The organism is Falsiroseomonas sp. HC035, from assembly GCF_050563525.1.
GTDB lineage: Bacteria > Pseudomonadota > Alphaproteobacteria > Acetobacterales > Acetobacteraceae > Falsiroseomonas.
In genome coordinates this window covers 131598-154120 of the sequence record NZ_JBNXUN010000008.1, presented here as the reverse complement: position 1 = coordinate 154120, position 22523 = coordinate 131598, and the positions used below count along the sequence as shown (strand labels likewise).

At 70.8% G+C, this 22523-nt stretch carries 22 protein-coding genes and 2 riboswitches; of the genes, 11 read left to right on the top strand and 11 right to left on the bottom strand.

Annotation, left to right across the window (positions count from 1 at the left end):
• Positions 1-4: 4 nt before the first annotated feature.
• The 4 genes from ACLF3G_RS17940 to ACLF3G_RS17925 form a co-directional block, all read right to left on the bottom strand.
• Positions 5-1366: a glycosyltransferase gene (locus tag ACLF3G_RS17940; protein WP_430670779.1), complete on the bottom strand. Its 1362-nt coding sequence runs from the start codon at positions 1364-1366 to the stop codon at positions 5-7.
• A gap of 445 nt (positions 1367-1811) precedes the next feature.
• The gene (locus ACLF3G_RS17935) at positions 1812-2006 is read right to left on the bottom strand and encodes a hypothetical protein (RefSeq protein WP_430670778.1); all 195 of its coding nucleotides are present in this window, start codon (positions 2004-2006) and stop codon (positions 1812-1814) included.
• A gap of 202 nt (positions 2007-2208) precedes the next feature.
• Positions 2209-2361, bottom strand: coding sequence for a hypothetical protein (locus ACLF3G_RS17930; protein ID WP_430670777.1), 153 nt, complete (start codon positions 2359-2361; stop codon positions 2209-2211).
• Entirely contained in the window at positions 2358-3146 is a 789-nt protein-coding gene (locus ACLF3G_RS17925; RefSeq protein ID WP_430670776.1) for a Rieske 2Fe-2S domain-containing protein, read from the bottom strand. The genes ACLF3G_RS17930 and ACLF3G_RS17925 overlap by 4 nt, the downstream gene beginning before the upstream one ends.
• A 246-nt stretch (positions 3147-3392) precedes the next feature.
• Here ACLF3G_RS17925 and ACLF3G_RS17920 point away from each other — a divergent pair, with 246 nt between their 5' ends.
• Together ACLF3G_RS17920 and ACLF3G_RS17915 are read left to right on the top strand one after the other, a co-directional pair.
• Positions 3393-4424, top strand: a complete 1032-nt coding sequence (locus ACLF3G_RS17920) for an ABC transporter substrate-binding protein (protein ID WP_430670775.1) — start codon at positions 3393-3395, stop codon at positions 4422-4424.
• A 117-nt stretch (positions 4425-4541) separates the two neighbouring features.
• The gene (locus ACLF3G_RS17915; protein ID WP_430670774.1) at positions 4542-4733 is read left to right on the top strand and encodes a hypothetical protein; all 192 of its coding nucleotides are present in this window, start codon (positions 4542-4544) and stop codon (positions 4731-4733) included.
• A gap of 10 nt (positions 4734-4743) precedes the next feature.
• Here ACLF3G_RS17915 and ACLF3G_RS17910 read toward each other — a convergent pair whose 3' ends face one another.
• Both ACLF3G_RS17910 and ACLF3G_RS17905 read right to left on the bottom strand, forming a co-directional pair.
• Positions 4744-5160, bottom strand: a complete 417-nt coding sequence (locus ACLF3G_RS17910) for a hypothetical protein (RefSeq protein ID WP_430670773.1) — start codon at positions 5158-5160, stop codon at positions 4744-4746.
• Between the two features lie 9 nt (positions 5161-5169).
• Positions 5170-5715: a GAF domain-containing protein gene (locus ACLF3G_RS17905; protein WP_430670772.1), complete on the bottom strand. Its 546-nt coding sequence runs from the start codon at positions 5713-5715 to the stop codon at positions 5170-5172.
• Positions 5716-5923: 208 nt separating this feature from the next.
• Here ACLF3G_RS17905 and ACLF3G_RS17900 point away from each other — a divergent pair, with 208 nt between their 5' ends.
• The 5 genes from ACLF3G_RS17900 (at position 5924) to lpxK (ending at position 11112) form a co-directional block, all read left to right on the top strand.
• Positions 5924-6766 (top strand): UDP-2,3-diacylglucosamine diphosphatase, encoded by an 843-nt coding sequence (locus ACLF3G_RS17900; protein WP_430670771.1) that lies wholly within the window; start codon positions 5924-5926, stop codon positions 6764-6766.
• 38 nt (positions 6767-6804) lie between these two features.
• Complete coding sequence (locus ACLF3G_RS17895) at positions 6805-7881, top strand: glycosyltransferase family 4 protein (protein ID WP_430670770.1); 1077 nt, start codon at positions 6805-6807, stop codon at positions 7879-7881.
• An 81-nt stretch (positions 7882-7962) separates the two neighbouring features.
• On the top strand, positions 7963-8664 hold the full coding sequence (locus tag ACLF3G_RS17890; RefSeq protein ID WP_430670769.1) for a lysophospholipid acyltransferase family protein: 702 nt from the start codon (positions 7963-7965) through the stop codon (positions 8662-8664).
• Complete coding sequence (locus ACLF3G_RS17885) at positions 8661-9959, top strand: 3-deoxy-D-manno-octulosonic acid transferase (protein ID WP_430670768.1); 1299 nt, start codon at positions 8661-8663, stop codon at positions 9957-9959. The genes ACLF3G_RS17890 and ACLF3G_RS17885 overlap by 4 nt, the downstream gene beginning before the upstream one ends.
• Positions 9960-10125: 166 nt before the next feature.
• Positions 10126-11112: a tetraacyldisaccharide 4'-kinase gene (gene lpxK, locus ACLF3G_RS17880; RefSeq protein ID WP_430670767.1), complete on the top strand. Its 987-nt coding sequence runs from the start codon at positions 10126-10128 to the stop codon at positions 11110-11112.
• On the opposite strand, the gene ACLF3G_RS17875 is transcribed toward lpxK, so the two are convergent.
• The 4 genes from ACLF3G_RS17875 to gcvT are packed head-to-tail and all read right to left on the bottom strand — an operon-like array spanning position 11109 to position 15983.
• On the bottom strand, positions 11109-11591 hold the full coding sequence (locus ACLF3G_RS17875) for a CinA family protein (protein ID WP_430670766.1): 483 nt from the start codon (positions 11589-11591) through the stop codon (positions 11109-11111). The genes lpxK and ACLF3G_RS17875 overlap by 4 nt on opposite strands.
• Positions 11588-14494 carry an aminomethyl-transferring glycine dehydrogenase gene (gene gcvP, locus ACLF3G_RS17870; protein ID WP_430670765.1) on the bottom strand — a complete coding sequence of 969 codons (2907 nt, stop codon included), beginning with the start codon at positions 14492-14494 and terminating at the stop codon, positions 11588-11590. The genes ACLF3G_RS17875 and gcvP overlap by 4 nt, the downstream gene beginning before the upstream one ends.
• Positions 14491-14868: a glycine cleavage system protein GcvH gene (gene gcvH / locus ACLF3G_RS17865; RefSeq protein ID WP_430670764.1), complete on the bottom strand. Its 378-nt coding sequence runs from the start codon at positions 14866-14868 to the stop codon at positions 14491-14493. Before gcvH ends, gcvP begins: the two co-directional genes overlap by 4 nt.
• A 14-nt stretch (positions 14869-14882) precedes the next feature.
• Positions 14883-15983 carry a glycine cleavage system aminomethyltransferase GcvT gene (gene gcvT, locus ACLF3G_RS17860; RefSeq protein WP_430670763.1) on the bottom strand — a complete coding sequence of 367 codons (1101 nt, stop codon included), beginning with the start codon at positions 15981-15983 and terminating at the stop codon, positions 14883-14885.
• 48 nt (positions 15984-16031) lie between these two features.
• A riboswitch (glycine riboswitch) is annotated at positions 16032-16142 on the bottom strand.
• 13 nt (positions 16143-16155) lie between these two features.
• A riboswitch (glycine riboswitch) is annotated at positions 16156-16266 on the bottom strand.
• 194 nt (positions 16267-16460) lie between these two features.
• Here gcvT and ACLF3G_RS17855 point away from each other — a divergent pair.
• The 3 genes from ACLF3G_RS17855 to ACLF3G_RS17845 are packed head-to-tail and all read left to right on the top strand — an operon-like array spanning position 16461 to position 19301.
• Positions 16461-17489, top strand: a complete 1029-nt coding sequence (locus ACLF3G_RS17855) for an alpha/beta fold hydrolase (protein WP_430670762.1) — start codon at positions 16461-16463, stop codon at positions 17487-17489.
• Positions 17490-17520: 31 nt separating this feature from the next.
• Positions 17521-18696, top strand: coding sequence for a zinc-dependent alcohol dehydrogenase (locus tag ACLF3G_RS17850; protein ID WP_430670761.1), 1176 nt, complete (start codon positions 17521-17523; stop codon positions 18694-18696).
• Positions 18693-19301, top strand: a complete 609-nt coding sequence (locus ACLF3G_RS17845; protein ID WP_430670760.1) for a hypothetical protein — start codon at positions 18693-18695, stop codon at positions 19299-19301. The genes ACLF3G_RS17850 and ACLF3G_RS17845 overlap by 4 nt, the downstream gene beginning before the upstream one ends.
• 3 nt (positions 19302-19304) lie before the next feature.
• Here the strand turns inward: ACLF3G_RS17845 and ACLF3G_RS17840 are convergent, their stop codons facing one another.
• A complete protein-coding gene (locus ACLF3G_RS17840) occupies positions 19305-21341 on the bottom strand; it encodes a PAS domain-containing protein (protein WP_430670759.1) in 2037 nt (678 codons plus the stop codon).
• A 114-nt stretch (positions 21342-21455) separates the two neighbouring features.
• Here ACLF3G_RS17840 and ACLF3G_RS17835 point away from each other — a divergent pair, with 114 nt between their 5' ends.
• The gene (locus tag ACLF3G_RS17835) at positions 21456-22511 is read left to right on the top strand and encodes a chemotaxis protein CheB (RefSeq protein ID WP_430670864.1); all 1056 of its coding nucleotides are present in this window, start codon (positions 21456-21458) and stop codon (positions 22509-22511) included.
• Positions 22512-22523: the final 12 nt, after the last annotated feature.

The window sequence follows — 22523 nt, the reverse complement described above, 5'->3', positions numbered from 1 at the left end:
GCGGCTACAGTCCGATGCGGCGCAGCATCCGGTCGAGCCGCGCCTGCCAGGCCTCGATCGACAGCGTGCGCGCGGCATAGGCCAATCCATCGGCGGAGAGGCGGTTCCACAACGCGGCGTCGGAATAAGCCTCGCGTAGCCGCGCGGCGAAGGCGGCGGCATCCTCCGCCACCAGCACGCCCGAGGCTTCGGTCAGGGACATGCCTTCCGCCGCCACCGGCGTCGCGATGCAGGGCACGCCGGCGGACAGGCTGGAGGCGACCTTTCCCTTGGCGCCGGCGCCGAAGCGCAGCGGCGCGATGGTCAGGCGCAGTTCCTCGAACCAAGGCCCGACATCCGGCAGGTGGCCAAGAGCGCGCACCCGGCCCGGTACGCCCCGCAGAAGTTCGGCGGGGAAGTCGGGCCCGACAATGCTCAGCTCCATCTCCGGCAGGTCGCGTAGCACCAGCGGCCAGATTTCTGCCAGGAAGTGGCGAATGGCGTCGATATTGGGCGTGTGCTGGAAGCCGCCGATGAAGCCGATGCCGCGACGTTCGGAAAAGCCCGTCGCTGGCCGGACCAGGCGCCGTGCCAGCGGCAATTCCACCGCCAACGCCTGCGGCACCTCGCGCGCCAGGAATTCGAGCTCGGTGGCGGAGACGACGATGGTGGCGTCGCTGGCGCGGATGATCGCCTCCTCCCGCGCCCGGACCTGCTGCGCGATGGCGAGGCCCTTGGCGTCATTCTCGATGTGCGCCTGACGTTCCAGGCGCAGGAAGTGCAGGTCCACCGAGTTGAACACGATGCGCGCCTTGCGCGCCTGCGCCAGCGCCGGCTCCAGGAAACGGCCTCCGCAATAGACGCGGCACAGCACGCACAGGTCCAGCGTCGGCCCCTGGGCCTCGAGGAACGTCTCGACCGAGGGTGCCTCCTCCGGCCGCAGGCAACGCAGGCCGGCCGCGACCAGGGCATCGCGTGCCGGCGCCTCCGCCTTGTGTTCCCGCGCCGCGGCGAGGATGACCTCAAAGCCGAGACGGTCGAGCGACTGCACGAGGTTGACGATATCAAGCGAACCGGAGTCGCGGTCCGGGCGGGGCCAGTTGTCATCAATGACAATGGCGCGCCCGCGCGAGGCCGGGCTGGCTTGCGGCGCTGCCCCAGGGGGTTGGGCCAGCGCCGCGGCCTGGTTGCCGCGCAGGCGATGCACGGCTTGCCGCAGCCCGAAGGGAAGCTGGCGGTAAAGCCTGACGGCACCGCGATAGGCCCGCGTCGGGGCCAGCAATTCCAGCCGGGCCAGGCGAGCCTGCAGCAGCGCGATTTCGGCCTGCGCCGCCGCCAGGCGATCCCGGTCGCGCCGCATCTGGGCGGTCAGAAGCAGTGCGCGCACCACCTCATCATCTGGACGCGGTGGTGTAAGCGAAGTCGGGGGTCGCACGCGCTGCCCTTATTTGACATTGGATCAGGTCTAGCAAGGCCGGGGGCGGCAGGGAAACCCCCACGCTGCCCGGCCTGCCGCCAGCACCGTGCGACCATGCGGCACCACTTGGTCTTGGCAGAGGAGACCACGCCCGGCACGCGGGCACCCAGGTGCGTGCCGGCGCCCACGCAGACGCCGGGCAACCTCTTGTCGAGAGGTACAGCGTGTTCATGCAGATGCTCGTGAACCCAAGTACCCAACTTAACCGTACCAGCCTGCTACTCGCCCTCGGTCCCTGGTTGTTTGATCCTCGGACCTTTCGGTGCCGCCGACCCCGGTCTGGACTTCACTCATCGAGCGCTTCCTCCAGCATCAGGCGGATCCGCGAGCTAAGCTCCCTGCCGTCGTTCGGGCCTCACCATTCATCCTCATGATCGTTGTCCCGGATCTGCCGAAGCTGCCGGGCCAGCAGCTTCTTCCAGAGCAGGTGCTGGCCGGCGGAACCGGACCTGTCATAGACCTCGTTGACGCTGCGGCCGTTGACGTGGCCTAGGGCGGCGCCGGCCATGCGGACCGCGGTCGGGTCTTCCACCAGAAACTCCGTCGCCATGGTGTGGCGCACCTGGATTTGCGCTCACGCGTTGCCGCTGCACTGGCGGAAGGTGCGACCGTCCGAGTGGCGGCGGCTCGCTTCGAGGTTTCGGTGGCCAGTGCGGTGCGGAATGGCCAACTCGCTCGCGCCGGGCAGGGTCTTGAGGCCAAGAAGCGCGATGGCCAGCGCCCGCTCATGCTGCTGAGCGCGGTTGCTGCGGTCACCACTCGGCTTGCCTCGAAAGCGGCACGTCGTAGGTCGTGGTCTCCAGCACGCCGCGATCCTCGGTCGTCACGGCGCGGTCGAAGGCAATGACCTTCTCGGCCGGTGAATCGGCCTCGGTGTCATTTCGGAGAACCCATTGGCAGATCATGCTGGTGGCGTCGTCGATCGGCGTCTCGCCGGTGCACAGGATGTGGGCAGGCCGGTCGGGTAGTCGATGCGGCTGGCGCGGAAGAAGGGCAGGAACCAGCGGCCCTCGATGATCCGCACGGTGCGGTCGCCATTCGACTTCAGCAGCTCCTTGCCGATGCCGCGGTTGGAAACTGGTGCCTCCGACCGCATGACGAAGCCCCAGTCGGTGTGCTCGATGGTCGAGGGTGCCGGGCGCGGGTCCTCAGGAATGCCGAAGGTCGCGGCGTGGACGTAGGAGAAATGCGCGGTGTCGAAGCTGTTCTCCATGATCCGCAGGCCGGCCACCGCCCAGGGCTCGTGGAACTCGTCGATGCGGCGGAAGCGCGGGTCGGCGGCCTCCGGGATGTCGGGGATGTCCGCCAAGGGAGTTTCCAGCGCCACCCAGATCCAGCCATGGCGGCTGGCGGCGTGGTGCGGCCGGGCGCCGCCCTTGAGGCCGCGCAACGGGTCGGCGGCCTTGGGCACCTTCACGCAGCGGCCATCGGCGCCATAGGCCCAGCCATGGTCGCCGCATGCCAGCGCCGGGCCGTCCGGCACCGCCTCGTCGATGAAGCCGGTGGACAGCTTCGCGCCGCGATGCGGGCAGCGATCCGCCAGTGCCGCTACGGCCCCGCCGCGCCCGCGCCACAGCACGATGTCCTGGCCAAGCAGCCGGAACGGCACCGGCTTCGCGTCCGGCAGCGCAGTCTCCGGCATCACCGGGTACCAGAAGCGACGGAGGATCTTCTGGCGCGTGGCGAGCATCAGGATGGTTTCGGCTGGTTCGAAGTGTCTGTCACAACCGGCGTGTCGCAACCGGTGTGCCACGGCCAAGTCCGCCGGGCTTCGCGATCGGCCGCCCGGGACTACGGCAGGCCGCCGCAAAAGACGGCAAATCAGCCCTGCATTTGGCGCAGGGCAGCCGCGGCTTCACGGCATGGCGGTTGCTTGGTTCGGAAACGGAATCAAAGTCGCGTGCCCCGGAGGTACGCGCCAGGAAGGGCCCGACCGATGACGACGACCCGCCGCATCCTCCTCACCGCCGCCGGTGGCCTGCTCGCCACGCCGCACCTGGCCCGGGGCCAGGCGGCGCTGACGCCGGTGAAGTTCTCGCTCGACTGGGCCTTCCAGGGGCCGCAATCCTGCTACCTCCTGGCGCTCGACCGCGGCTTCTTCCGGGAGGAAGGGCTGGCCGTCACCATCGATCGCGGCTTCGGCTCCGGCGACGTGCCGGTGAAGGTGGCCAGCGGCGCCTATGAATTCGGCGTCGGCGACATCTCCTCCACCATGCGGATGCGGCTGACGCAGCCGAACACCGATGTCATCACGCCCTTCGTGCTGCAGCAGGGCAGCCCGCTGGCCGCGATGACGCTGCGCCGCACCGGCATCCGCGTGCCGAAGGACCTGGAGGGCAAGCGCCTGGCGGCGCCGGAGACCGATGCCGGCCGCCAGTTGTTCCCGGCCTTCGCCCAGGCCACCGGCATTGATGCCAGCAAGGTCACCTGGATCACGGTGACGCCGCCGCTGCGGGAGCCGATGCTGGCGCGCGGCGATGCGGATGCCATCACCGGGTTCGAGACCTCCGGCGTGTTCAGCCTGCGGTCGCTGAACGTGGCGGCGGAGGATATCCTCTCCATGCGCTACTCCGCCTTCGGGGTGACGCTGCTGTCCACCGCGCTGCAGGTGCGCCGGCCCTATGCGGAGGCCAATCCGCGCATCGTCACCGGCATGATCCGCGCCATCTTCCGCGGCCATGCGGAGGCGGCGCGCGACCCGGATGCCGCGATCGCGGCCCTGGTGCGGCGCGATGCCACTGCGCCGGCGGCGCTGGAACGGGCGCGGCTGGTGGCGAATTTCGAGTTCATCCGCACGCCGGAGGTGATGTCCGGCGGCCTGGGCAACCTGCCGATGGCGCGGATGCAGGCCGCGATCGAGACCATCCGCACTGCCTTTGCCATTCCGACCGCATTGGCGGCGGCGGATTTCTACCTGCCGCAATTCCAGCCGCCGGCGGACCAGCTGCGATTCCCTGCTGCGGCCTGAAAGACACACAGGCGGCCTCTGGCGGGGGCCGCCTTGTTCTTGCCTGGATCATGGCGAGAAAAAGGCGCATGAAGTGGGCGCTACAAAGTTTCCCGACGACCTGCTGGAGGACAAAGCATGCTGATCGCCCTCTGCATCCTCGCCGCCGGATCGGCCCTGCTCGGCATGTCCACCGTCGCGTTGGCGCTGGTGCCGGCTGCCGGCCTGGGCTTGCTGGGCCTCAGCGCGGCGGCCGGCTTCGCGGTGGTGTCGCTCGGCGCGGGGCTGGCCGCGGCGATGCTCGCGCTGGGGCAGGAGCGCCGAGCCTAGGAGGTGGCCTTCACACCCCGCGTTCGAGCAGGGGCAGCAGGGCCGGGTCCATGTAGCGGATTTCCTGCAGCATCACCTCGGGTTCGACCTGGGCATTGCTGAGCGTGACCGTGAGGCACAGGCAGGCCCCCATCAACTCCAGCCGCTTGTGTCCGCGCAGCGGCAGCGGGATGCGGTTGCGCCGGCAGGATTGCAGCAGCATCGTCAGCATGTCCCCCGCATTGAAGGACCAGTCGCGGCGCCGCCCGATGCGTGGCTGCCGCGGCACCAGCCGGGCCATCACCTCCCCGGATGGCGCGATGGCCAGGTCCAGTCGTACCGGACCGGCTGTCGTCTCCCATCCGGGGTCGGCGAGGGTGAGACCCTCCACCAATGCGCCCTGCACCTCATCGGGTGAGAACAGGACGTAGCGGACTTCCTTCGGCATGGACGGCTCTCAGGGCTGGCGGCGGGCGAGCAGGACGGAAGCGGCCTCGGCCAGGGCCGCCAGCGCGGCGGCCGCCTCCGGGCTGAAATCCGGGCGCGGCACCGTATCGATGACGCAGAGCGTGCCGAGCCGCGATCCCTCCGGCAGGGTCAGCGGCGCACCGGCATAGAAGCGGATGTTGGGAGCGCCGGTGACCAGCGGGTTGTCCGAGAAGCGCGGATCGGCCGCGGCATCCGGCACCACCAGCACCGACGAGTCCCGGATCGCATGGTCGCAGAAGGCCTGGGCGCGGGGAGTCTCATGGCTGGCGGGCAGCCCCACCGCCGCCTTGAACCACTGCCGATCCGCATCGACGAGCGAAACCAGGGAGATCGGAACCTCGAAATCCGCCGCGGCGCGCTGCACCAGCGCGTCGAATTCCGCCTCCGGCCGCGTGTCGAGCACATTCACGCCGATCAGCGCCGCCAGGCGCCCCGCCTCCCGCCGCGCGTGCCCGAGCGCCAGGTCCCAGCCGATCTCCTCCGCCGGTTCCACGGCCATGGCTTCTTCCGTCATCCCGGCCTCCTCGACACGGTCGCAATCTGGCAGGCGCGGCTGAAGGAAGCGCTAACGCTCGGCTGGTGGGCACATGGTCTGGGTGCACCGCAGCACACGTCACTCAAGCTTCACGTCGCGGGCCGGCACCGCGCGATACAGCCCGCCCACGAAACGGGATCGGCCGAATCGCGGCCCGGCACCTCCCGGAGATTGGCGGGACGAGACCATGCACAGCCCCGACTTCCTGCGACCTTCCCGGCGCCGCTACCGGACGGTGTTCCTGTCCGATACCCATCTCGGCACCAAGGGCTGCCGCGCCGACTTCCTGGTGGACTTCCTGCGCCGCACGGACTGCGAGCGGCTGTACCTGGTGGGCGACATCATCGATGGCTGGCGCCTGCGGAAATCCTGGTACTGGGATGCCGACCACGACGAGGCCATCCGCCTGGTGCTGCGCATGGCCCGCGAGGGCTCCGACGTGGTCTGGATTCCCGGCAACCACGACGAGATGTTCCGCGACTGGCTCGGGCTGGAAGTCGCGGGCGTGCGCCTCGCCAAGGAGGCGGTGCACCAGGCCGCGGATGGCCGCCGCTTCCTGGTGATCCACGGCGATGAATTCGACAGCGTGGTGCGCTACGCCAAGGTCATCGCCCATCTCGGCGACTGGGCCTACGACGCCGCCCTGGCCGCAAACCGCCACTTCAACGCGCTGCGCCGCCGCTTCGGCTACCCCTACTGGTCGCTTTCGCAATGGCTGAAGCGCCAGGTGAAGGGGGCGGTGAAGGCGATCGATCGCTTCGAGGTGGCGCTGGCCCAGGAAGCCCGCCGGCGCGGGCTGGACGGCGTAGTCTGCGGCCACATCCACCACGCCGAGATGCGCGACGTTCAGGGCATCCTGTACATGAACGATGGCGACTGGGTGGAAAGCTGCACCGCGCTGGTCGAACACGAGGATGGTTCATTCCAGCTGGTGGACTGGGCGCGCGAGAACCGCTTTAGCTTCTTCCGGACCGGGGAGGATTCTTCGGTTGCGGAAGTGGCCCCGGTGGAGACACCGGAAGCGGTCTAGGCGAAGGGCGCGGGTTGGACGCAGGACAGGTCTGGGGGATGGGGGCTCTTCCGGCTGCGGAGGTGACCACGGCGACGGGACCGCTGCGCATCCTCGTCGTTTCCGATGCCTGGACGCCGCAGGTGAACGGCGTGGTGCGGACCATGCAGATCGTGGTCGAGGAACTGCGCGCCGGCGGCGACGTGGTGGAGGTGATCGGGCCGGATCGCTTCGCCACCCTGCCGACGCCCGGCTATGCCGAGATCCGGCTGGCGCTGGCGCCCCGCCGGCGACTGGCCCGGCTGGTCGAGGCGTTCCGGCCGGATGCGGTGCATGTGGCGACGGAAGGGCCGCTCGGCTGGGCGATGCGGGCGCTGTGCCGGCGGCGCGGCTGGCGGTTCACCACCTCCTTCCACACCAAGTTCCCGGACTACCTGCACGCCCGTACCCGCATCCCGAAATCCTGGTCCTGGGCGCTGATGCGGCATTTCCACGCGGCCGGCGGTGCCACGCTGGCCGCCACGCCGACCTTGGTGGCGGAGCTCGCAGGCCGCGGCTTCGCCCATGTGGTGCCGTGGTCGCGCGGCGTCGACCTGGAGCGTTTCCACCCGAAGGCCGCGGAACAAGGCGAGGCGGAGGCGTGGGAGGCGCTGCCGCGGCCGATCTTCCTGTACGCCGGCCGGGTGGCGGTGGAGAAGAACCTGGAGGCGTTCCTGGCGCTCGACCTGCCCGGCAGCAAGGTGGTGGTCGGCGATGGCCCGCAGCGCACCGCGCTGATGCGGCGCTTCCCCGCCGTGCATTTCACCGGCTGGCGCACCAACGGCCCGCTGGCCCGCGCCTATGCCCGGGCCGACGTCTTCGTCTTCCCGTCGCTGACCGATACCTTCGGCCTGGTGCTGCTGGAGGCACTGGCCAGCGGCACCCCGGTTGCGGCCTATCCGGTGACCGGGCCGCTCGACGTGATCGGCGAGGCGCCGGTGGGGGCGCTGGAGCAGGATCTGCGCGCGGCCTGCCTCGGCGCGCTGGAGGCGGACCGGGCGGCCTGCCGGGCGCATGCCACCCGCTTTTCCTGGGCCGCCTGCGCGCACCGGTTCCGCGACAGCCTGCTGCCGATCCCGGCACGGCCCCGCGCCTGAACAGGGGTCGAACCCACTCGGTTTCCTAACTCCGGCGGGGCGTGCTACCGCCGCAGGCATGGCGTGCGTCCAACCTGGCCCATGATGCGAAAGCTGATCCGGCATCCAGCGGTCCAGGGCGGGCTGGCGCGGCTTGTCGGGCTGTACCTGACGCTTGTGGTCCGCACCACGCGCTGGCGGCTGCTGGGGGCGGAGCCGGCGCTGGCGCTGGTGGCACAGGGGCAGCCGCTGATCCTGGCCTTCTGGCATGAGCGCCTGCCGCTGATCCCGCCGCTGTTCGACCTCGCCGGCGCCGCCGAACCCGCCGTGCGGTCGCTGCGCCCGCATGTGCTGGTCAGCCGGCACCGGGATGGGCGCTTCATTGGTGCGGCGGTGGCGCGGTTCGGCGTCGCCATGATCTATGGCTCCTCCCGCCGCGGTGGCGCCGGGGCGCTGGCGGGGCTGCTGCGGGCGTTGCGCCAGGGCCAGCCGGTGCTGATCACGCCGGACGGCCCGCGCGGCCCGCGCCGGCAGGCGGCGCCGGGGGTGGCGCAGCTGGCGGCGGTGTCCGGCGCGCCGGTGGTGCCGGTGGCGGGCGCGACCAGCGCGCAGCGGCGCCTGGGCTCCTGGGACCGCATGATGTTCCCGCTGCCCTTCGGCCGCGGCGTGCTGGTCTGCGGCGCGCCGATGGTGGTGGCGCGGGATGGCGCCGAAGCCGCGCTGCCCGCCATCGCCGCCGCGCTCAGCGCCGCCTGCGACGAGGCGGACCGGCTTTGCGGCACGGTCGAGCCAGCCCGCGCATGAGGCTGCCGGCGACGATGTGGCGGCTGGCCGCGAACCTGGCCGCGCCGCTGCTGCCCTGGCACCTGTCCCGCCGCGTCGGCCGCGGCAAGGAGATTGGCGCGCGCCTGCACGAACGCCGCGGCCTTGGGACCACGCGTCCACCCGGCCGCCTGCTGTGGCTGCACGCCGCCAGCGTCGGCGAGGCGCGGTCCGTGCTGCCGGTGATCGAGGCGCTGGCCGCCGCCGATTCGGCCCTGCACCTGCTAATCACCACCGGCACCGTCACCGGGGCGGAAACGCTGATGCGTCACCTGCCGCCTGACCTGGCACGGCCCGACGCGCCGCGCGTGATCCACCGTTTCCTGCCGCTCGATGTGCCGCGCTGGGTCGGGCGGTTCCTGGATGGCTGGCGGCCGGATGCTGGGGCGCTGGTGGAAAGCGAGCTGTGGCCCAACCTGCTGGAGGCGGCGCGGCAACGCGGCTTGCCGATGGCCCTGGTCAATGCCCGCATCAGTCCCCGCTCCTTCGCCCGATGGCGTCGCTTTCCGGCCACGGCCCGGGACATCCTCGGCGGCTTCCGTCTGGTGCTGGCGCGGACGGAGGAGGATCGTTCGCGGCTTCAGGCCCTGGGCGCCGTGGCGGCGCTGAGCTGGGGCGACCTCAAGGCCGCGGCGCCGCCGCTGCCGGTGGACCAGGCCGCGCTGGACAGGCTGCGCCGGTTGCTCGGCGACCGGCCGGTGTTCCTCGCGGCCTCGACCCACCCGGGGGAGGAGGCGCTGGTGCTGGAGGCGCATGCGCGTCTGGCCTTGGCGCGGCCCGACCTGCTGACGGTGCTGGTGCCGCGCCATCCGGAGCGCGGCGCGTCCGTGGCCGATCTCGCCGCGCGGCAGGGCCTGGCGGTGGCGCGGCGCAGCGACGGTGGCGCCCCAGGGGCGCAGGTCGCGGTCTATGTCGCGGATACGCTGGGCGAGCTGGGGCTGTTCTATCGGCTGGCCAGCGTGGCGCTGGTCGGCGGCAGCCTGGTGCCGCATGGCGGGCAGAACCCGCTGGAGGCGGCGCGGCTCGGCTGCCCGATCCTGCTCGGGCCGCACACGGCCAACTTCACGGAACCCGTGGCACGGCTGCTGCAGGCCGGCGGCGCCCTACGTGTGCGGGCCGATGCCGGGGCGCTGGCGGAGCAGGTGGCGGCCGTGCTATCGGATCATGGCAGGACGCGGGCAATGGTGGCGGAGGCCGCCTTGGTTGCGGAAGGCCAGGCCGGCCTGCCGGGGCAGGTGGCCGCGGCGCTGCTGGAGTTGATGCCGCCGGCCCGATAGGGCGAGCGGCCATGGCAACTGGGTCCGGACGGGGGCGGCAAGGTCGGCCCCCGCCACGGACGGCGCCCGAGATCGGGCGGATGCGGTCCTGCCCGGCCATGCGCGCCCCTCGGGTCGTGTTGTCGGGACGGCGGGGGTCTGAACGGAACAACATGGTCGAGGCCTGATGCGAGCACCCGCCTTCTGGGCGGGCAGTGGGGGGGTCATGCCCCTGCTGCTGTCCCCCTTCTCCGCGCTGTACGCGCAGGCCACCGCCCGCCGCATGGCGCGCCCCGGCTGGCAGGCGCCGATTCCGGTCATCTGCTGCGGCAATGCGACCGCGGGCGGTGCCGGCAAGACCACTGTCGCCATGGATCTCGGCCGCCGGCTTGCGGATCGCGGCGTCGCCGCGCATTTCCTGCTGCGCGGCTATGGCGGCACCCAGAAGGGCCCCCTGAGGGTCGACCCCGCCACGCATGACAGCACCATGGTGGGCGACGAGGCGCTGCTGCTGGCCGATGTGCGGCCGACCTGGGTTTCCGCGGACCGTGCGCTCGGCGCGCAGGCGGCGATCGCCGCCAATGCGCAGGCGCTGGTGATGGATGATGGGTTGCAGAACCCGGGCCTGCACAAGGATCTGTCGCTGCTGGTCATCGACGGCAGCTTCGGCTTCGGCAATGGCCGGGTGATTCCGAGCGGGCCGCTGCGCGAGCCCGTCGCCGCCGCCGCCGCCCGCAGCCACGCCGCCGTGCTGATCGGGGAGGATGAAACCGGCGCGCTCGACCAGTTGCCGCGCAACCTGCGCGTGCTGCATGCGCGCCTGGTGCCGGGGCCGGAGGCTGCGATGCTGGCCGGGCAGCCGGTCTTCGCCTTCTGCGGCATAGCCAACCCGCGCAAGTTCTTCTCGACCCTGCAGATGGCCGGGGCGGTGCTGGCAGGCCGGGAAGCCTTCGCCGACCACTATCCCTTCGATGCCGGGGACATGCAGGACCTGCTGGCCCAGGCCGATTCGCTGCGCGCGCTGCCGGTAACGACGAAAAAGGACTTCGTCCGCATTCCGCCGCAGTTCCGGTCCCGCGTCACGGTGGTGACCGTGGCGCTGGAATGGGCGGAATCGGCGCAGATCGAGAGCCTGCTGGACCCCTTGGCAGGCCGGGTGCCAATCCCGGCCTAGCCGTCCAGCGCGTGGCCGAACAGGTCCAGCAGCGCCAGGGTGAAGGCCCGCATGTTGGCCTCCCGGTCAGTGCTGCCGGTCTCCAGCGTCACCACCCGTTCGACGGGGCCGCTGATGGCGAGACAGCTATGCCCCGCCGCGTCGCCGTAGCGGTTGCCGGCCGGACCCGCCGCGCCAGTCTCGGCAATGCCCCAATCCGTGCCGAAGCGCGCCCGCACCGTCCGCGCCAGCAGCAAGGCGTAGGGCTCGGAGGAGGATCGCAGGCCGGCCATCTCGGCTGCCGTGATGCCGAGCAGCGCACCGCGCGCCTGCGCCGTGTAGACCACGGCGCCGCCGACGAAATAGGCGCTTGCCCCCGGCATGGCGAGCAACCCTGTCGAGACCAGGCCGCCGGCGGAGGATTCGGCCACGCCAACCGTTTCCCCGCGCGCCTTCAGCCGCGCGCCGATCTCCGCGGCGCGGGCAAAGACCTCGTTCACTCGGCGGCCTGCGCGTAGGCCTCGAGCGGCGCACAGGTGCAGACCAAGTTGCGGTCGCCATGCACGTTGTCCACCCGCTTCACCGGCGGCCAGTACTTCTGGCGCGCCACGTAGGGCAGCGGGAAGGCGGCTTCCTCCCGCGTGTAGGGGTGGGTCCACTCGTTGGCCATGACTTCCGCCGCGGTGTGCGGCGCGTTCTTCAGCGGGTTGTCGGCACGGTCCATCCGGCCCTGCTCGATGGCGCGGATCTCGCCGCGGATCGAGACCATGGCGGCGATGAAGCGGTCGAGTTCGGCCATCGTCTCGGACTCGGTCGGCTCTACCATCAGCGTGCCGGTGACGGGCCAGGACATGGTCGGCGCGTGGAAGCCGTAATCCTGCAGGCGCTTGGCGATGTCCTCGACCGAGGCGCCGCCATTCTGCTGGAAGCCGCGGCAATCCAGGATGCACTCATGCGCCACCATCCCCTGGCGGCCGCGGTAGAGCACCGGGAAATGCTCCGACAGCTTCGCCGCCATGTAGTTGGCGTTGAGGATGGCGACCTCCGTCGCGCGCTTCAGCCCATCCGGCCCCATCATGCGGATATAGGCGTAGGAAATCGGCAGGATGGAGGCGCTGCCGAAGGGCGCCGCGGCGACCGGCCCATGGCTTGTCGCCTGCGGCCCGGCCTCCGCCAGCATCGGATGCGCCGGCAGGAAGGGTGCCAGGTGCGCCGCGACGCCGATCGGACCCACGCCCGGCCCGCCGCCGCCATGTGGAATGCAGAAGGTCTTGTGCAGGTTCAGGTGGCAGACGTCGGCACCGATCGCGGCGGGCGAGGTCAGCCCGACCTGCGCGTTCATGTTGGCGCCATCCATGTAGACCTGGCCGCCCTTCTCATGGATCAGCGCGCAGATCTCCCGGATCGCCTCCTCGAACACGCCATGCGTCGAGGGATAGGTGACCATCAGCGCGGCGAGGCGGTCCGCATACTGGTCCGCCTTGGCGCGCAGGTCCGCGAGATCCACGTTGCCGTCGCGGTCGCAGCCCACCACCACCACCTTCATCCCCGCCATCACGGCGGAGGCCGGGTTGGTGCCATGCGCGGAGGACGGGATCAGGCAGATGTCGCGGGCCATGTCGCCGCGCGCGCGGTGCCAGCCGCGGATCGCCAGCAGCCCGGCATATTCGCCCGCGCTGCCGGCATTCGGCTGCAAGGATACCGCGGCGAAACCGGTGACGGCGCAGAGCCAGGATTCCAGCCGCCGGATCATCTCCAGGTAGCCGGTCGCCTGGTCGATCGGCGCGAAGGGATGGATGTTGCCGAAGCCGGGGAAGGTGACGGGGATCATCTCCGCCGTCGCGTTCAGCTTCATCGTGCAGGACCCCAGCGGGATCATGCTGCGGTTCAGCGCGACGTCCTTGTCTTCCAGCTTCTTCAGGTAGCGCAGCATCGCGTGTTCGGCGTGATGGCTGCGGAACACCTCGGCCGTCAGGAAGGCGCTGCCGCGGCCGAGCGCGTTGGGGATGCCGCCCTCCGGGTCGATGCCGTCGAGCTGCGGCGCCGCCATGCCGGCGGCCTCGCCGATCGCATCCAGCAGCGCCAGCAGGTTCTCCCGGGTCACCGTCTCGTCGCAGGCGATGCCGACGCCGCCGCCCTCGTGGCGCGCCAGGTTGAAGCCGCGCTTCAGGGCGGCGGCGACCAGCGCCTCCGACTTCGCGCCGGCCTCGATGCAGATGGTGTCGAAGATGTCGCGGTGGCGCAGGCCGAAGCCGGCGCGCTTCGCCGCCCCCGCCAGCAGCCGCGCCTGCAACGCCACGCGCCTGGCGATGCGGGTCAGGCCCTCCGGCCCGTGCCACACGGCGTACATGCTGGCCATCACCGCGAGCAGCACCTGTGCGGTGCAGATGTTGCTCGTCGCCTTCTCACGGCGGATGTGCTGCTCGCGAGTCTGCAGGGCCAGCCGCATCGCAGGATGCCCGGCGGCGTCGAGCGAGACGCCGACGAGGCGGCCCGGCATCAGCCGCTTATGCGCATCCTTCACCGCCATGTAGCCGGCATGCGGCCCGCCATAGCCCATCGGCACGCCGAAGCGCTGCGTCGAGCCGACGACGACATCCGCGCCCATCTCGCCCGGCGGCTTCAGCAGCACCAGCGACAGCGGATCGGCGGCGACGACGGCGAGGCCGTTCGCCTCATGCACCGCGGCGATCTCGCGCGTCAGGTCGCGCACCTCGCCGGTGGCGCCGGGATATTGCAGCAGCAGGCAGAACGGCTTTTCCGCCTTCACCGTCGCGACCACGTCGGCGGGCTTCGCGATCAGCACGCGGAAACCGAGCGGCTCCGCCCGTGCGGCGACCACGGCGCGGGTCTGCGGCAGCACGTCGGATGCGATGACGATCGTGTCGGATTTGCCGCGTGTGGCGGCGTGGGCGAGGGCCATCGCCTCGGCGGCCGCGGTCGCCTCGTCGAGCAGCGAGGCGTTCGCGACTGGCAGGCCCGCCAGATCCGTCACCACGGTCTGGAAATTCAGCAGCGCTTCCAGCCGGCCCTGGGCAAGCTCGGCCTGGTACGGCGTGTACGCCGTGTACCAGCCCGGATTCTCCAGCACGTTGCGCAGGATGACGGGCGGCGTCAGCGTGCCGTGGTAGCCGAGGCCGATCAGCGACTTGATGTCGGCCCGGTTCTTCCCGGCCAGCGCGCGCAACTCGGCGATCGCCTCGGCCTCGGTCGCCGCGGGCGGCAGCGGCAGCGGCGTGTTGCTGCGGATGTCGGCCGGCACGGTGCGCGCGGCCAGCGCCTCCAGGCTCTCGGCGCCGACCACCTTCAGCATGGCTGCGATCTCGGAGTCGGACGGGCCGATATGCCGGCGGGCAAATTCGCCCTTGTCCTCCAGCTTGGAAAGCTCTGCGATCGCGCTCATGCCAGTTCGTCCACGAAGGCGGCGTAAGCGGCTTCGTCCATCAGCCCGGCGACGGTCGCGGCATCGACACCCGACAGCTTGAAGAACCAGCCCTCGCCGGTCGGCGCGCTGTTGATCAGCGCCGGGTTTTCCGTCAGCGCCGCGTTGGTCTCGACCACCTTGCCGGCGACCGGGGCATAGACGTCGGAGGCCGCCTTGACGCTCTCGACCACGGCGATCGCCTCTCCTTCCGTCACCTCGCGCCCGGCTTCCGGCAGGTCGACGAACACCACGTCGCCCAGCGCGTTCTGCGCATGGTCGGTGATGCCGACGGTGGCGACATCGCCCTCCAGCCGCACCCATTCATGGTCCTTGGTGAATCGCAATTCGGCCATGTCGGAAATCCTTCTCAGCGGGCGTAGCGGTGGGGGGTGAAGGGCAGGGGGCAGATGCGGGCGGGCAGCGCCTTGCCGCGCACCGAAAGCGCGATGGCCGTGCCATCGGTCGCCGCGTCGCGCGCGACATAGCCCATGGCGACCGGCGCGTTGACGGAGGGGCCGAAGCCGCCGGAGGTCACTTCGCCGACCGTCTCGCCGGCCAGCTGCACCGGCGTGTGGCCGCGCGCGGGCTGGCGGCCTTCCGGCTGGATGCCGACGCGCAGGCGCGACGGACCATTGTCCAGTTCCGCGCGGCAGCGTTCGGCGCCAAGGAAATCCCAGGCGGTGCGGCGGCGCTTGCCCATGGTCCAGACCAGGTTGGCCTCGACCGGGCTGGTGGTCTCATCCAGGTCATTGCCGTAGAGGCACAGCCCGGCCTCCAGCCGCAGCGAATCGCGTGCGCCGAGCCCGGCCGGCAGCACGCCCGGCAGCGCCAGCAGCGCCTTCGCCAGCGCCTCCGCCTGTTCGGCCGGCACGGAAATCTCGACGCCGTCTTCTCCGGTATAGCCGCTGCGGCTGACCAGGCAGGCGATGCCCGCAATCTCGTGCTCGGCGAAATCCATGAACTTCATGGCGGCGACGCCGGGCGCCAGCGTGGCCAGCGCCGGCACCGCGGCCGGCCCCTGCAACGCGATCAGCGCCCGGTCGGGCAGCGGCCTCAGCGTGACGCCGGCGGGCAGCACCGCCTCGATGGCCGGGATGTCCAGGTGCTTGCGGGAGGCGTTGAGCACCAGGAACAGCCGGTCGCCGCGATTGGCCACCATGAAATCGTCCAGGATGCCGCCCTGTTCCGTCATCAGCAGCCCGTAGCGCTGCCGTCCGGGCTTCAATATCTGCACATCCGCCGGCGTCAGCTTCTCCAGCGCCGCCGCGGCGCCTTCACCGATCAGCTCGGCCTGGCCCATGTGGGACACGTCGAACAGGCCGGCGCTGGCCCGCGTGTGCAGGTGCTCGGCCATGATCCCGGCAGGGTATTGCACCGGCATCGCGTAGCCGGCGAAGGGCACCATGCGGCCGCCCAGGTCGCGATGCAGCGCCGCGAGCGGTGTCTCGAGCAATTCGGTATCGGCCACGGTGCCCCCAAAGGCTTCCCGTCGCCAAAGCGGCGCCGGGTCAATCCGTGGCCCCCCTCTGTCCGGTGACCTGAGAGATTCGGTCCGTGCCACCGGCGCGAGCCTTACTCCGTCGGTGCCGCACCCCGTTCGGGGAGCGAGCTTTCCAGAGTCCCGTTGCCGCCTTTCGATGGCATCCCGCGCGGCCCTATCTGCCTGAGCGTTTCCGGGGGCCGGTTGCGCCTTCGGCGGCGGCGCCACCAGCCCAAAGGGCGACGGCACCGCTCTCTCCCGCGCGGAGTTGCGGGAGCAGCGGGTATGCCCGAGCCGCTGGCCGCGCGCAACGGCGCGATAGCCGGCCGTGTGAGGGTCGCGGCGCGGCGGCGCTGCATGATCGCGCAGATGCGGCCAGAAAGTGCCTCGGACCGGTGCAGCCAGGCTTCGGGCAACTTGCTGCACCGCAGCACGTTGGCGGTCTGCAAATCCGGAACCCAGGCCATGTCCCGCCTCTCCGCTCCTCGCCCCGCCTCGACCGGCGCCTGGCTGGCCGGTGCCGCCGCCGTGCTGGGCGGCGCTGCGCTGGCCAACCACCTGCTGGCCCGGCGCAGCGAGAGGCGCAACCCGCCGCTCGGGCGCTTCCTCACGGTCGATGGCGTGCGGCTGCATGTGATCGAGGCGGGGGAGGGTCCACCCGTGGTGCTGCTGCACGGCAATGGCGCGATGGCGGAGGATTTCGTCCTCAGCGGCGTGTTCGATGCGCTGGCGCGCCGCCACCACGTGATCGCCATCGACCGCCCCGGCTTCGGCCACAGCGACCGGCCACGCAGCCGCGTGTGGAGCGCCGCGGCGCAGGCCCGGCTGATCCATCGCGCCCTGGCCCGCATGGGCGTGGACCGCCCAGTCCTGGTCGGGCATTCCTGGGGCACGCTGGTGGCGCTGCGCATGGCGCTGGATCATCCCGCCGATGCCGCGGCGCTGGTGCTGCTGTCCGGCTACTACACGCCGACGGCGCGCACGGACGTGGTGCTGTTCACCGGCCCCGCCATTCCGGTTCTGGGCGACGTGATGCGCTACACCATCGCGCCGCTGGTGAGCCTGATGATCCTGCCGATGCTGCTGCGGAAGATGTTCGCACCGGCGCGGGTACCCGGGCATTTCCGCCGCGGCTTCCCCTTCGGCCTGGCGCTGCGGCCCTCCCAGCTTCGTGCCAGTGCCGCGGACACCGCGCTGATGATCCCGGGCGCCTTCGCGATGCGACACCGCCACGGCGAGCTTGCGATGCCCGTCCTCATCATGTCCGGAGACGGCGACCGGATCGTCGATCTCGGCCGCCAGGCCAGGCGGATGCACCGGGAGGTGCCGGGCAGCGAACTGCGCATCGTGCCGGGCGCCGGGCACATGATCTACCACACGGCCCCCGGTGCGGTGGTCGCGGCGATCGAGGACACCGCTGGCCGCGCCCTCGTGTCGCGGCACCGTGATCAAGTCGCGGCAGAACCCGCTTCGGGTGGCGGCTTTCCATCCTGAACGCGGCGTTGAAATCCGAAGGGAACACCTGATGCGAGCCCTCGTCTGGCACGGCAAGGAAGATATCCGCTGCGACACCGTCACGGATCCGACCATCGAGGATCCACGCGACGCCATCATCAAGGTCACCAGCTGCGCCATCTGCGGCAGCGACCTGCATCTGTTCCACAACATGATCCCCGCCATGATGCCCGGCGACATCATGGGCCATGAGACGATGGGCGAGGTGGTGGAAGTAGGCGAGGCGGCGAAGGGCAAGCTGAAGAAGGGCGACCGCATCGTGGTGCCCTTCACCATCACCTGCGGCAATTGTCCGCAATGCAAGCGCGGCAACTGGTCCGCCTGCGAGGTCAGCAACCGCAAGGCGGAAGCGGCCGAAAAGCTGTTCGGCCACGCGCCCGCAGGCCTGTTCGGCTACACCCACCTGACCGGCGGCTACCCGGGCGGCCAGGCCGAATACCTGCGCGTTCCCTTCGCCGACGAGACGCACATCAAGGTGCCGTCGGGCATGACGGACGAGCAGGCTCTGTTCCTGTCGGACATCCTGCCGACCGGATGGCAGGCCGCCGTGCAGTGCGACATCCAGCCGGAGGATACCGTCGCGATCTGGGGCTGCGGTCCGGTCGGGCAGATGGCGATCCGCAGCGCCGTGCTGCTCGGCGCCAAGCAGGTCGTCGCCATCGACCGCCTGCCGGAACGCCTCGGCATGGCCGCCGCCGGCGGCGCCATCACCATCAACTTCGAGACCGAAAGCGTCGTCGAGCGCCTGAACGACCTGACCGGCGGCAAGGGGCCGGAGAAGTGCATCGACGCCGTCGGCATGGAGAGCCATGTCGGCCTGGCGCAGCCGGACACGTTGTACGACCGCGCCAAGCAGGTGGTGATGATGGAGAATGATCGCCCGCATGTGCTGCGGGAGATGATCTACGTCGCGCGCCCCTGCGGCGTCCTGTCCGTGCCCGGCGTCTACAGCGGGCTCATCGACAAGTTCCCGATGGGCATCGCCATGAACAAGGGCCTCACCTTCCGCATGGGCCAGACCCACGTCCGGCGCTGGACGGACGACCTGCTGCGCCGGATCGAGGAAGGCCAGCTCGACCCCTCCTTCGTCATCACCCACACGGTGGGGCTTGAGGAGGGGCCGGAGATGTACAACGTATTCCGCAACAAGCAGGACGGCTGCATCAAGGTGGTGCTGAAGCCATGAACCCCCTCGCGAACCGCACCCGCCCTCGCGGCGACCCACGCATCCTGCGCAGCGGCCCGGGCTCCCTCGGCAATGCGGATCGGCTGGCGCGTGCGCTGGGCTGGTTCAGCATCGGACTCGGCATCACCCAGATGCTGGCGCCGCGGCGCCTGACCCGGGCGCTGGGCATGCGCGGCCAGGAAAACCTGGTGCGGGCCATGGGCGCGCGGGAAGTGGCGAGTGGCGTGCTGTCGCTGTCCGTCGACCGCGGCCTCGGCATGCGGGCGCGTCTGGCTGGCGATGCGGTGGATGCCGCGGTGCTGCTGGCGGCGGTTCGGGGCGCTGGCCTGAAGCGGGACAACGTGGCGCTGGCGCTGGCCATGGTCGGAGGCATCGCGCTTCTGGATTTCGTCGCGATGCAGGCGCTGGAGGCCCGGCACAGCCGCGAACGCGCCTTGCCGCGCAGCCACGCGCCGTTGCGCCGGCACCGCGGCGACCGCAGCGGCTTCCCGCAGGGCCTGGCCCGCGCCCGCGGCGCGGCGCAGGATTTCGAAACGCCGCGGGACATGCAGAGCTGGCCGGAGCCGCGGGTCTCCGCCCGCCCTGCGGCACAGACCGGCACATAGGCGTCAGGCCGCTCGCTTGGCCTCCGCGGCGCGCAGCAGCGCGCGCCGCAATTCCTCCAGCCCGAACGGCTTGCGTAGCAGCGGCAGCCCGGCCGCGGCCACCCGCAACGGTGCGCCGCTGAAGCCGCTGCACAGCAGGATCGGCAGGTCCGGCCGCTCCGCTCCCAGGCTTCGCGCCAGGTCGAGGCCATCCTGCTCGCCCGGCATCACCACATCGGTCAGCACCAGGTCCGGCGCCGGGCCCCGGTTGACGGCGGCGATCGCCAGGGCGGCGGAGGCGACGCGGACGACCTGGTGGCCGAGGTGGCGCAGCATCTCCTCGGTCAGCGCCGCGACATCCTCGTCATCCTCGACCAGCAGCACGCGCAGCGGCGCCGCCATGGCCTGCGGCTCCACCCGGTCGGCGGGTCTTCCGGCCATTGCCTGCTTCGCGCGGGGCAGCAGCAGGGTCACCGTCGTGCCGCCTTCGGCCGCGTTCGAGATGCGCGCGGCGCCGCCGGATTGGCGCACAAAGCCGTAGACCTGCGCCAGGCCCAGCCCGGTGCCCCGGCCGGCTTCCTTGGTGGTGAAGAAGGGCTCGAAGGCGCGTGCCAGCACTTCCTGCGTCATGCCGGTGCCGCTGTCGGTCACGGACAGCGACAGGAAATCGCCATCCAGCTGGTCGGGGTCGCTGGCCCGGCGCAGCGTGGCATTCCCGGCGGACAGGCGCAGCGTGCCGCCGCGCGGCATCGCATCCCGCGCATTCACGGCGAGGTTGAGCAGCGCCAGCTCAAGCTCTCCCGAATCCACCATCACCGGCCACAGATCCTGGCCTGCCTCGATCCCGATCGTGATGTCGCCGCGCAGCGTCCGCGACAGCAGGTCGCGCATCTCGACCAGCCAGCCGGCGAGGTCGAGCGGCTCGGCGTTCAGCGCCTGGCGCCGGGCGAAGGTCAGCAGCCGGCGTGTCAGCTCCGCACCGCGCTTGGCGGCCTGGCCCATGGCATCCACCAGCTTGTCGCGCCGCGCCGGGTCGTTGGTGGTGCGCAGCAGGGCGACACCGCTGGTGATGACAGACAAAAGATTGTTGAAGTCGTGCGCAACGCCGCCGGTCAACTGGCCCAGCGCCTCCAGCTTCAGGGTCTGGAACAGGCGCGCCTGTGCGGCCTCGCGGGCCCGCACCTCCTGCTCCACCTCCCGCCGCAGGCCGCGGTTGACATCCTCCAGCCGCATCTCGGCGGTCTTGCGGTCGGTGATGTCCATGTTCAGGCCGATCAGGCGCACCGGCTCCCCGGCTTCGTCGAAGACCATGCGGCCGCGCCCCGAAAGCCAGCGCATGCCCCGGCGCGGGTGCATGATGCGGTATTCGGTGTGGAAATCGGTCGCCTTCTGCTTGATGCAGGCGCTGAGCGCCAGTTCCGCAGCCCCGCGATCCTCCGGCAGGATGGAGGCTGCCCATGTGGCGTAGGACGGATTGGTGGTATCCGGGTCCAGGCCGTACAGGTCGAAATACTCCTCCGACCACTCCACCCGGTCATTCTTGATGTCCCAATCCCAGGTACCCGCGCCGGCATAGCTTTGCGCCAGGCGCAGGCGCTCCTCGCTTTCGCGCAACCGCGTGTTCGCGGCCTCCAGTTCCGCGGTCCGCGCGGCGACGCGCTGTTCGAGCTGGCTGTTGGCGTCCGCCAAGGCGGCATTTGCCTGCTCCAGTTCCTCCGCGATGACGTGCAGTTCCTCAAGTGCCACACGAAGGTTCTCGGCGGTCGCGGCCTCGATGGCGCGGTCGGCCGACCCGGCCGCGCCGCCAATCACCGTGGCTGGCTCCAGCCGGTAAGGTCGCAGGCGGTCCTGCGCTGCCGCCGCCGCGGCTTCCCGCCGCGCCAACTGGCCCTCGACCTCGCGTAGCCGATCGGTGCAGGCGGCAAGCTCGGTCTGCAGGCGCAGCCGCTCGGCGGCGAGGTCGGCCGCCTCCTCGCGCGCATCTTCCAGCGCGACCCGCAATTGTTCCAGCTCGTCCTCCCGATGCGAGACTGAATTTCGCATCGCTGTCGCGTCCGTCATCCGGCGGTCCCTCGCTTGCGCGACTTTTTGAACGATCTAGCGTTACATCCCTGGCATAGGGAATAGAAGCAAGCGGCCTCTCGGCAGGAAAGTTTCGGCCGGCTCAACCGCGGGCTGCAGGTTGGAGCGAATTCGCTGGATCAGCACGACACCATCGTTATCGGAGCATCAGCCGGCGGGGTCGATACGCTGGCTGGAGTCTGTCGCGGCCTGCCGGAGGATTTGCCGGCGGCGGTCCTCGTGGTGCAGCATATCTCCCCTACGTCGCGCAGCGCCATGCCGGAAATTCTTGCCCGTGCGGGAAGGTTGCCGGTGCTGCCGGCCGTCGACGGCGCGCCGATCCGCCGCGGCACCATCGTGGTGGCGCCGCCCGACCTGCATCTTCTGGTTTCGCCCGATGGCGAACACATCAACCTGCGCCGCGGGCCGCAGGAAAACCGCACGCGGCCGGCGATCGACCCGCTGTTCCGGTCCGCCGCCGTGGCGCGGGGGCCGCGCGTGATCGGCGTGGTGCTGAGCGGCATGCTGGACGACGGTACGGCCGGGCTGGTGGCGGTCAAGGCCTGCGGCGGGATCAGCGTGGTGCAGGATCCGGAGGATGCTGCCTGGCCGGACATGCCCCGCAACGCACTGCTGGGGGACAGCCCCGATTATTGCGTGCCCGCCGCCGAATTGCCGATGCTGCTGTCTCGCCTGGCACGCACCGCCGCCGCCGCGTCGTTTCCCGTTTCGCCACGCCTGCTGGCCGAAGCTCGCATCTCGCAACAGGAGTTCGCCTCCATGCCCCCCAGCAGCGGTGCGGTCGGCCGGCCGAGCCGGATGAGCTGCCCGGCCTGTGGCGGCGTGCTGAACGAGATCGAGGATGAGAAGCTGCCGCGCTTCCGTTGCCAGATCGGTCACGCCTTCGGCCCGGAATCCCTTGCCCTGACGCAGCAGGAAGCGCTGGAGGAGGCGCTTTCGGTGGCGATCCGCACGCATCACGACCGCCGGCAACTGTTCCTGCGCATGCGGCAGCAGGCCGAACAGCGTGGCATGCGGCACGCCTCCCGGCGTTGGCAGATGGCGGCGGAGGAGGCGGAGCGCGCCGCAAGCCTTATTTCCAGCGCGATCGGCATCCTGCGCAGCGAGGAGGCGGAGGCCGTGCAGGATGGCATGGAGCCGCCCGACTGAGGCCGCAGAATC

Coding starts and splice junctions, on each gene's coding strand:
- gcvP (WP_430670765.1), bottom strand. CDS start 14,494: ATGAGCGCGATCGCAGAGCTTTCCAAGCTGGAGGACAAGGGCGAATTT.
- gcvH (WP_430670764.1), bottom strand. CDS start 14,868: ATGGCCGAATTGCGATTCACCAAGGACCATGAATGGGTGCGGCTGGAG.
- ACLF3G_RS17890 (WP_430670769.1), top strand. CDS start 7,963: ATGATGCGAAAGCTGATCCGGCATCCAGCGGTCCAGGGCGGGCTGGCG.
- ACLF3G_RS17925 (WP_430670776.1), bottom strand. CDS start 3,146: ATGCTCGCCACGCGCCAGAAGATCCTCCGTCGCTTCTGGTACCCGGTG.
- ACLF3G_RS17855 (WP_430670762.1), top strand. CDS start 16,461: ATGTCCCGCCTCTCCGCTCCTCGCCCCGCCTCGACCGGCGCCTGGCTG.
- lpxK (WP_430670767.1), top strand. CDS start 10,126: ATGCGAGCACCCGCCTTCTGGGCGGGCAGTGGGGGGGTCATGCCCCTG.
- ACLF3G_RS17850 (WP_430670761.1), top strand. CDS start 17,521: ATGCGAGCCCTCGTCTGGCACGGCAAGGAAGATATCCGCTGCGACACC.
- ACLF3G_RS17905 (WP_430670772.1), bottom strand. CDS start 5,715: ATGACGGAAGAAGCCATGGCCGTGGAACCGGCGGAGGAGATCGGCTGG.
- ACLF3G_RS17895 (WP_430670770.1), top strand. CDS start 6,805: ATGGGGGCTCTTCCGGCTGCGGAGGTGACCACGGCGACGGGACCGCTG.
- ACLF3G_RS17935 (WP_430670778.1), bottom strand. CDS start 2,006: ATGGCGACGGAGTTTCTGGTGGAAGACCCGACCGCGGTCCGCATGGCC.
- ACLF3G_RS17885 (WP_430670768.1), top strand. CDS start 8,661: ATGAGGCTGCCGGCGACGATGTGGCGGCTGGCCGCGAACCTGGCCGCG.
- ACLF3G_RS17910 (WP_430670773.1), bottom strand. CDS start 5,160: ATGCCGAAGGAAGTCCGCTACGTCCTGTTCTCACCCGATGAGGTGCAG.
- ACLF3G_RS17845 (WP_430670760.1), top strand. CDS start 18,693: ATGAACCCCCTCGCGAACCGCACCCGCCCTCGCGGCGACCCACGCATC.
- ACLF3G_RS17920 (WP_430670775.1), top strand. CDS start 3,393: ATGACGACGACCCGCCGCATCCTCCTCACCGCCGCCGGTGGCCTGCTC.
- ACLF3G_RS17900 (WP_430670771.1), top strand. CDS start 5,924: ATGCACAGCCCCGACTTCCTGCGACCTTCCCGGCGCCGCTACCGGACG.
- ACLF3G_RS17930 (WP_430670777.1), bottom strand. CDS start 2,361: ATGATCTGCCAATGGGTTCTCCGAAATGACACCGAGGCCGATTCACCG.
- ACLF3G_RS17840 (WP_430670759.1), bottom strand. CDS start 21,341: ATGACGGACGCGACAGCGATGCGAAATTCAGTCTCGCATCGGGAGGAC.
- ACLF3G_RS17915 (WP_430670774.1), top strand. CDS start 4,542: ATGCTGATCGCCCTCTGCATCCTCGCCGCCGGATCGGCCCTGCTCGGC.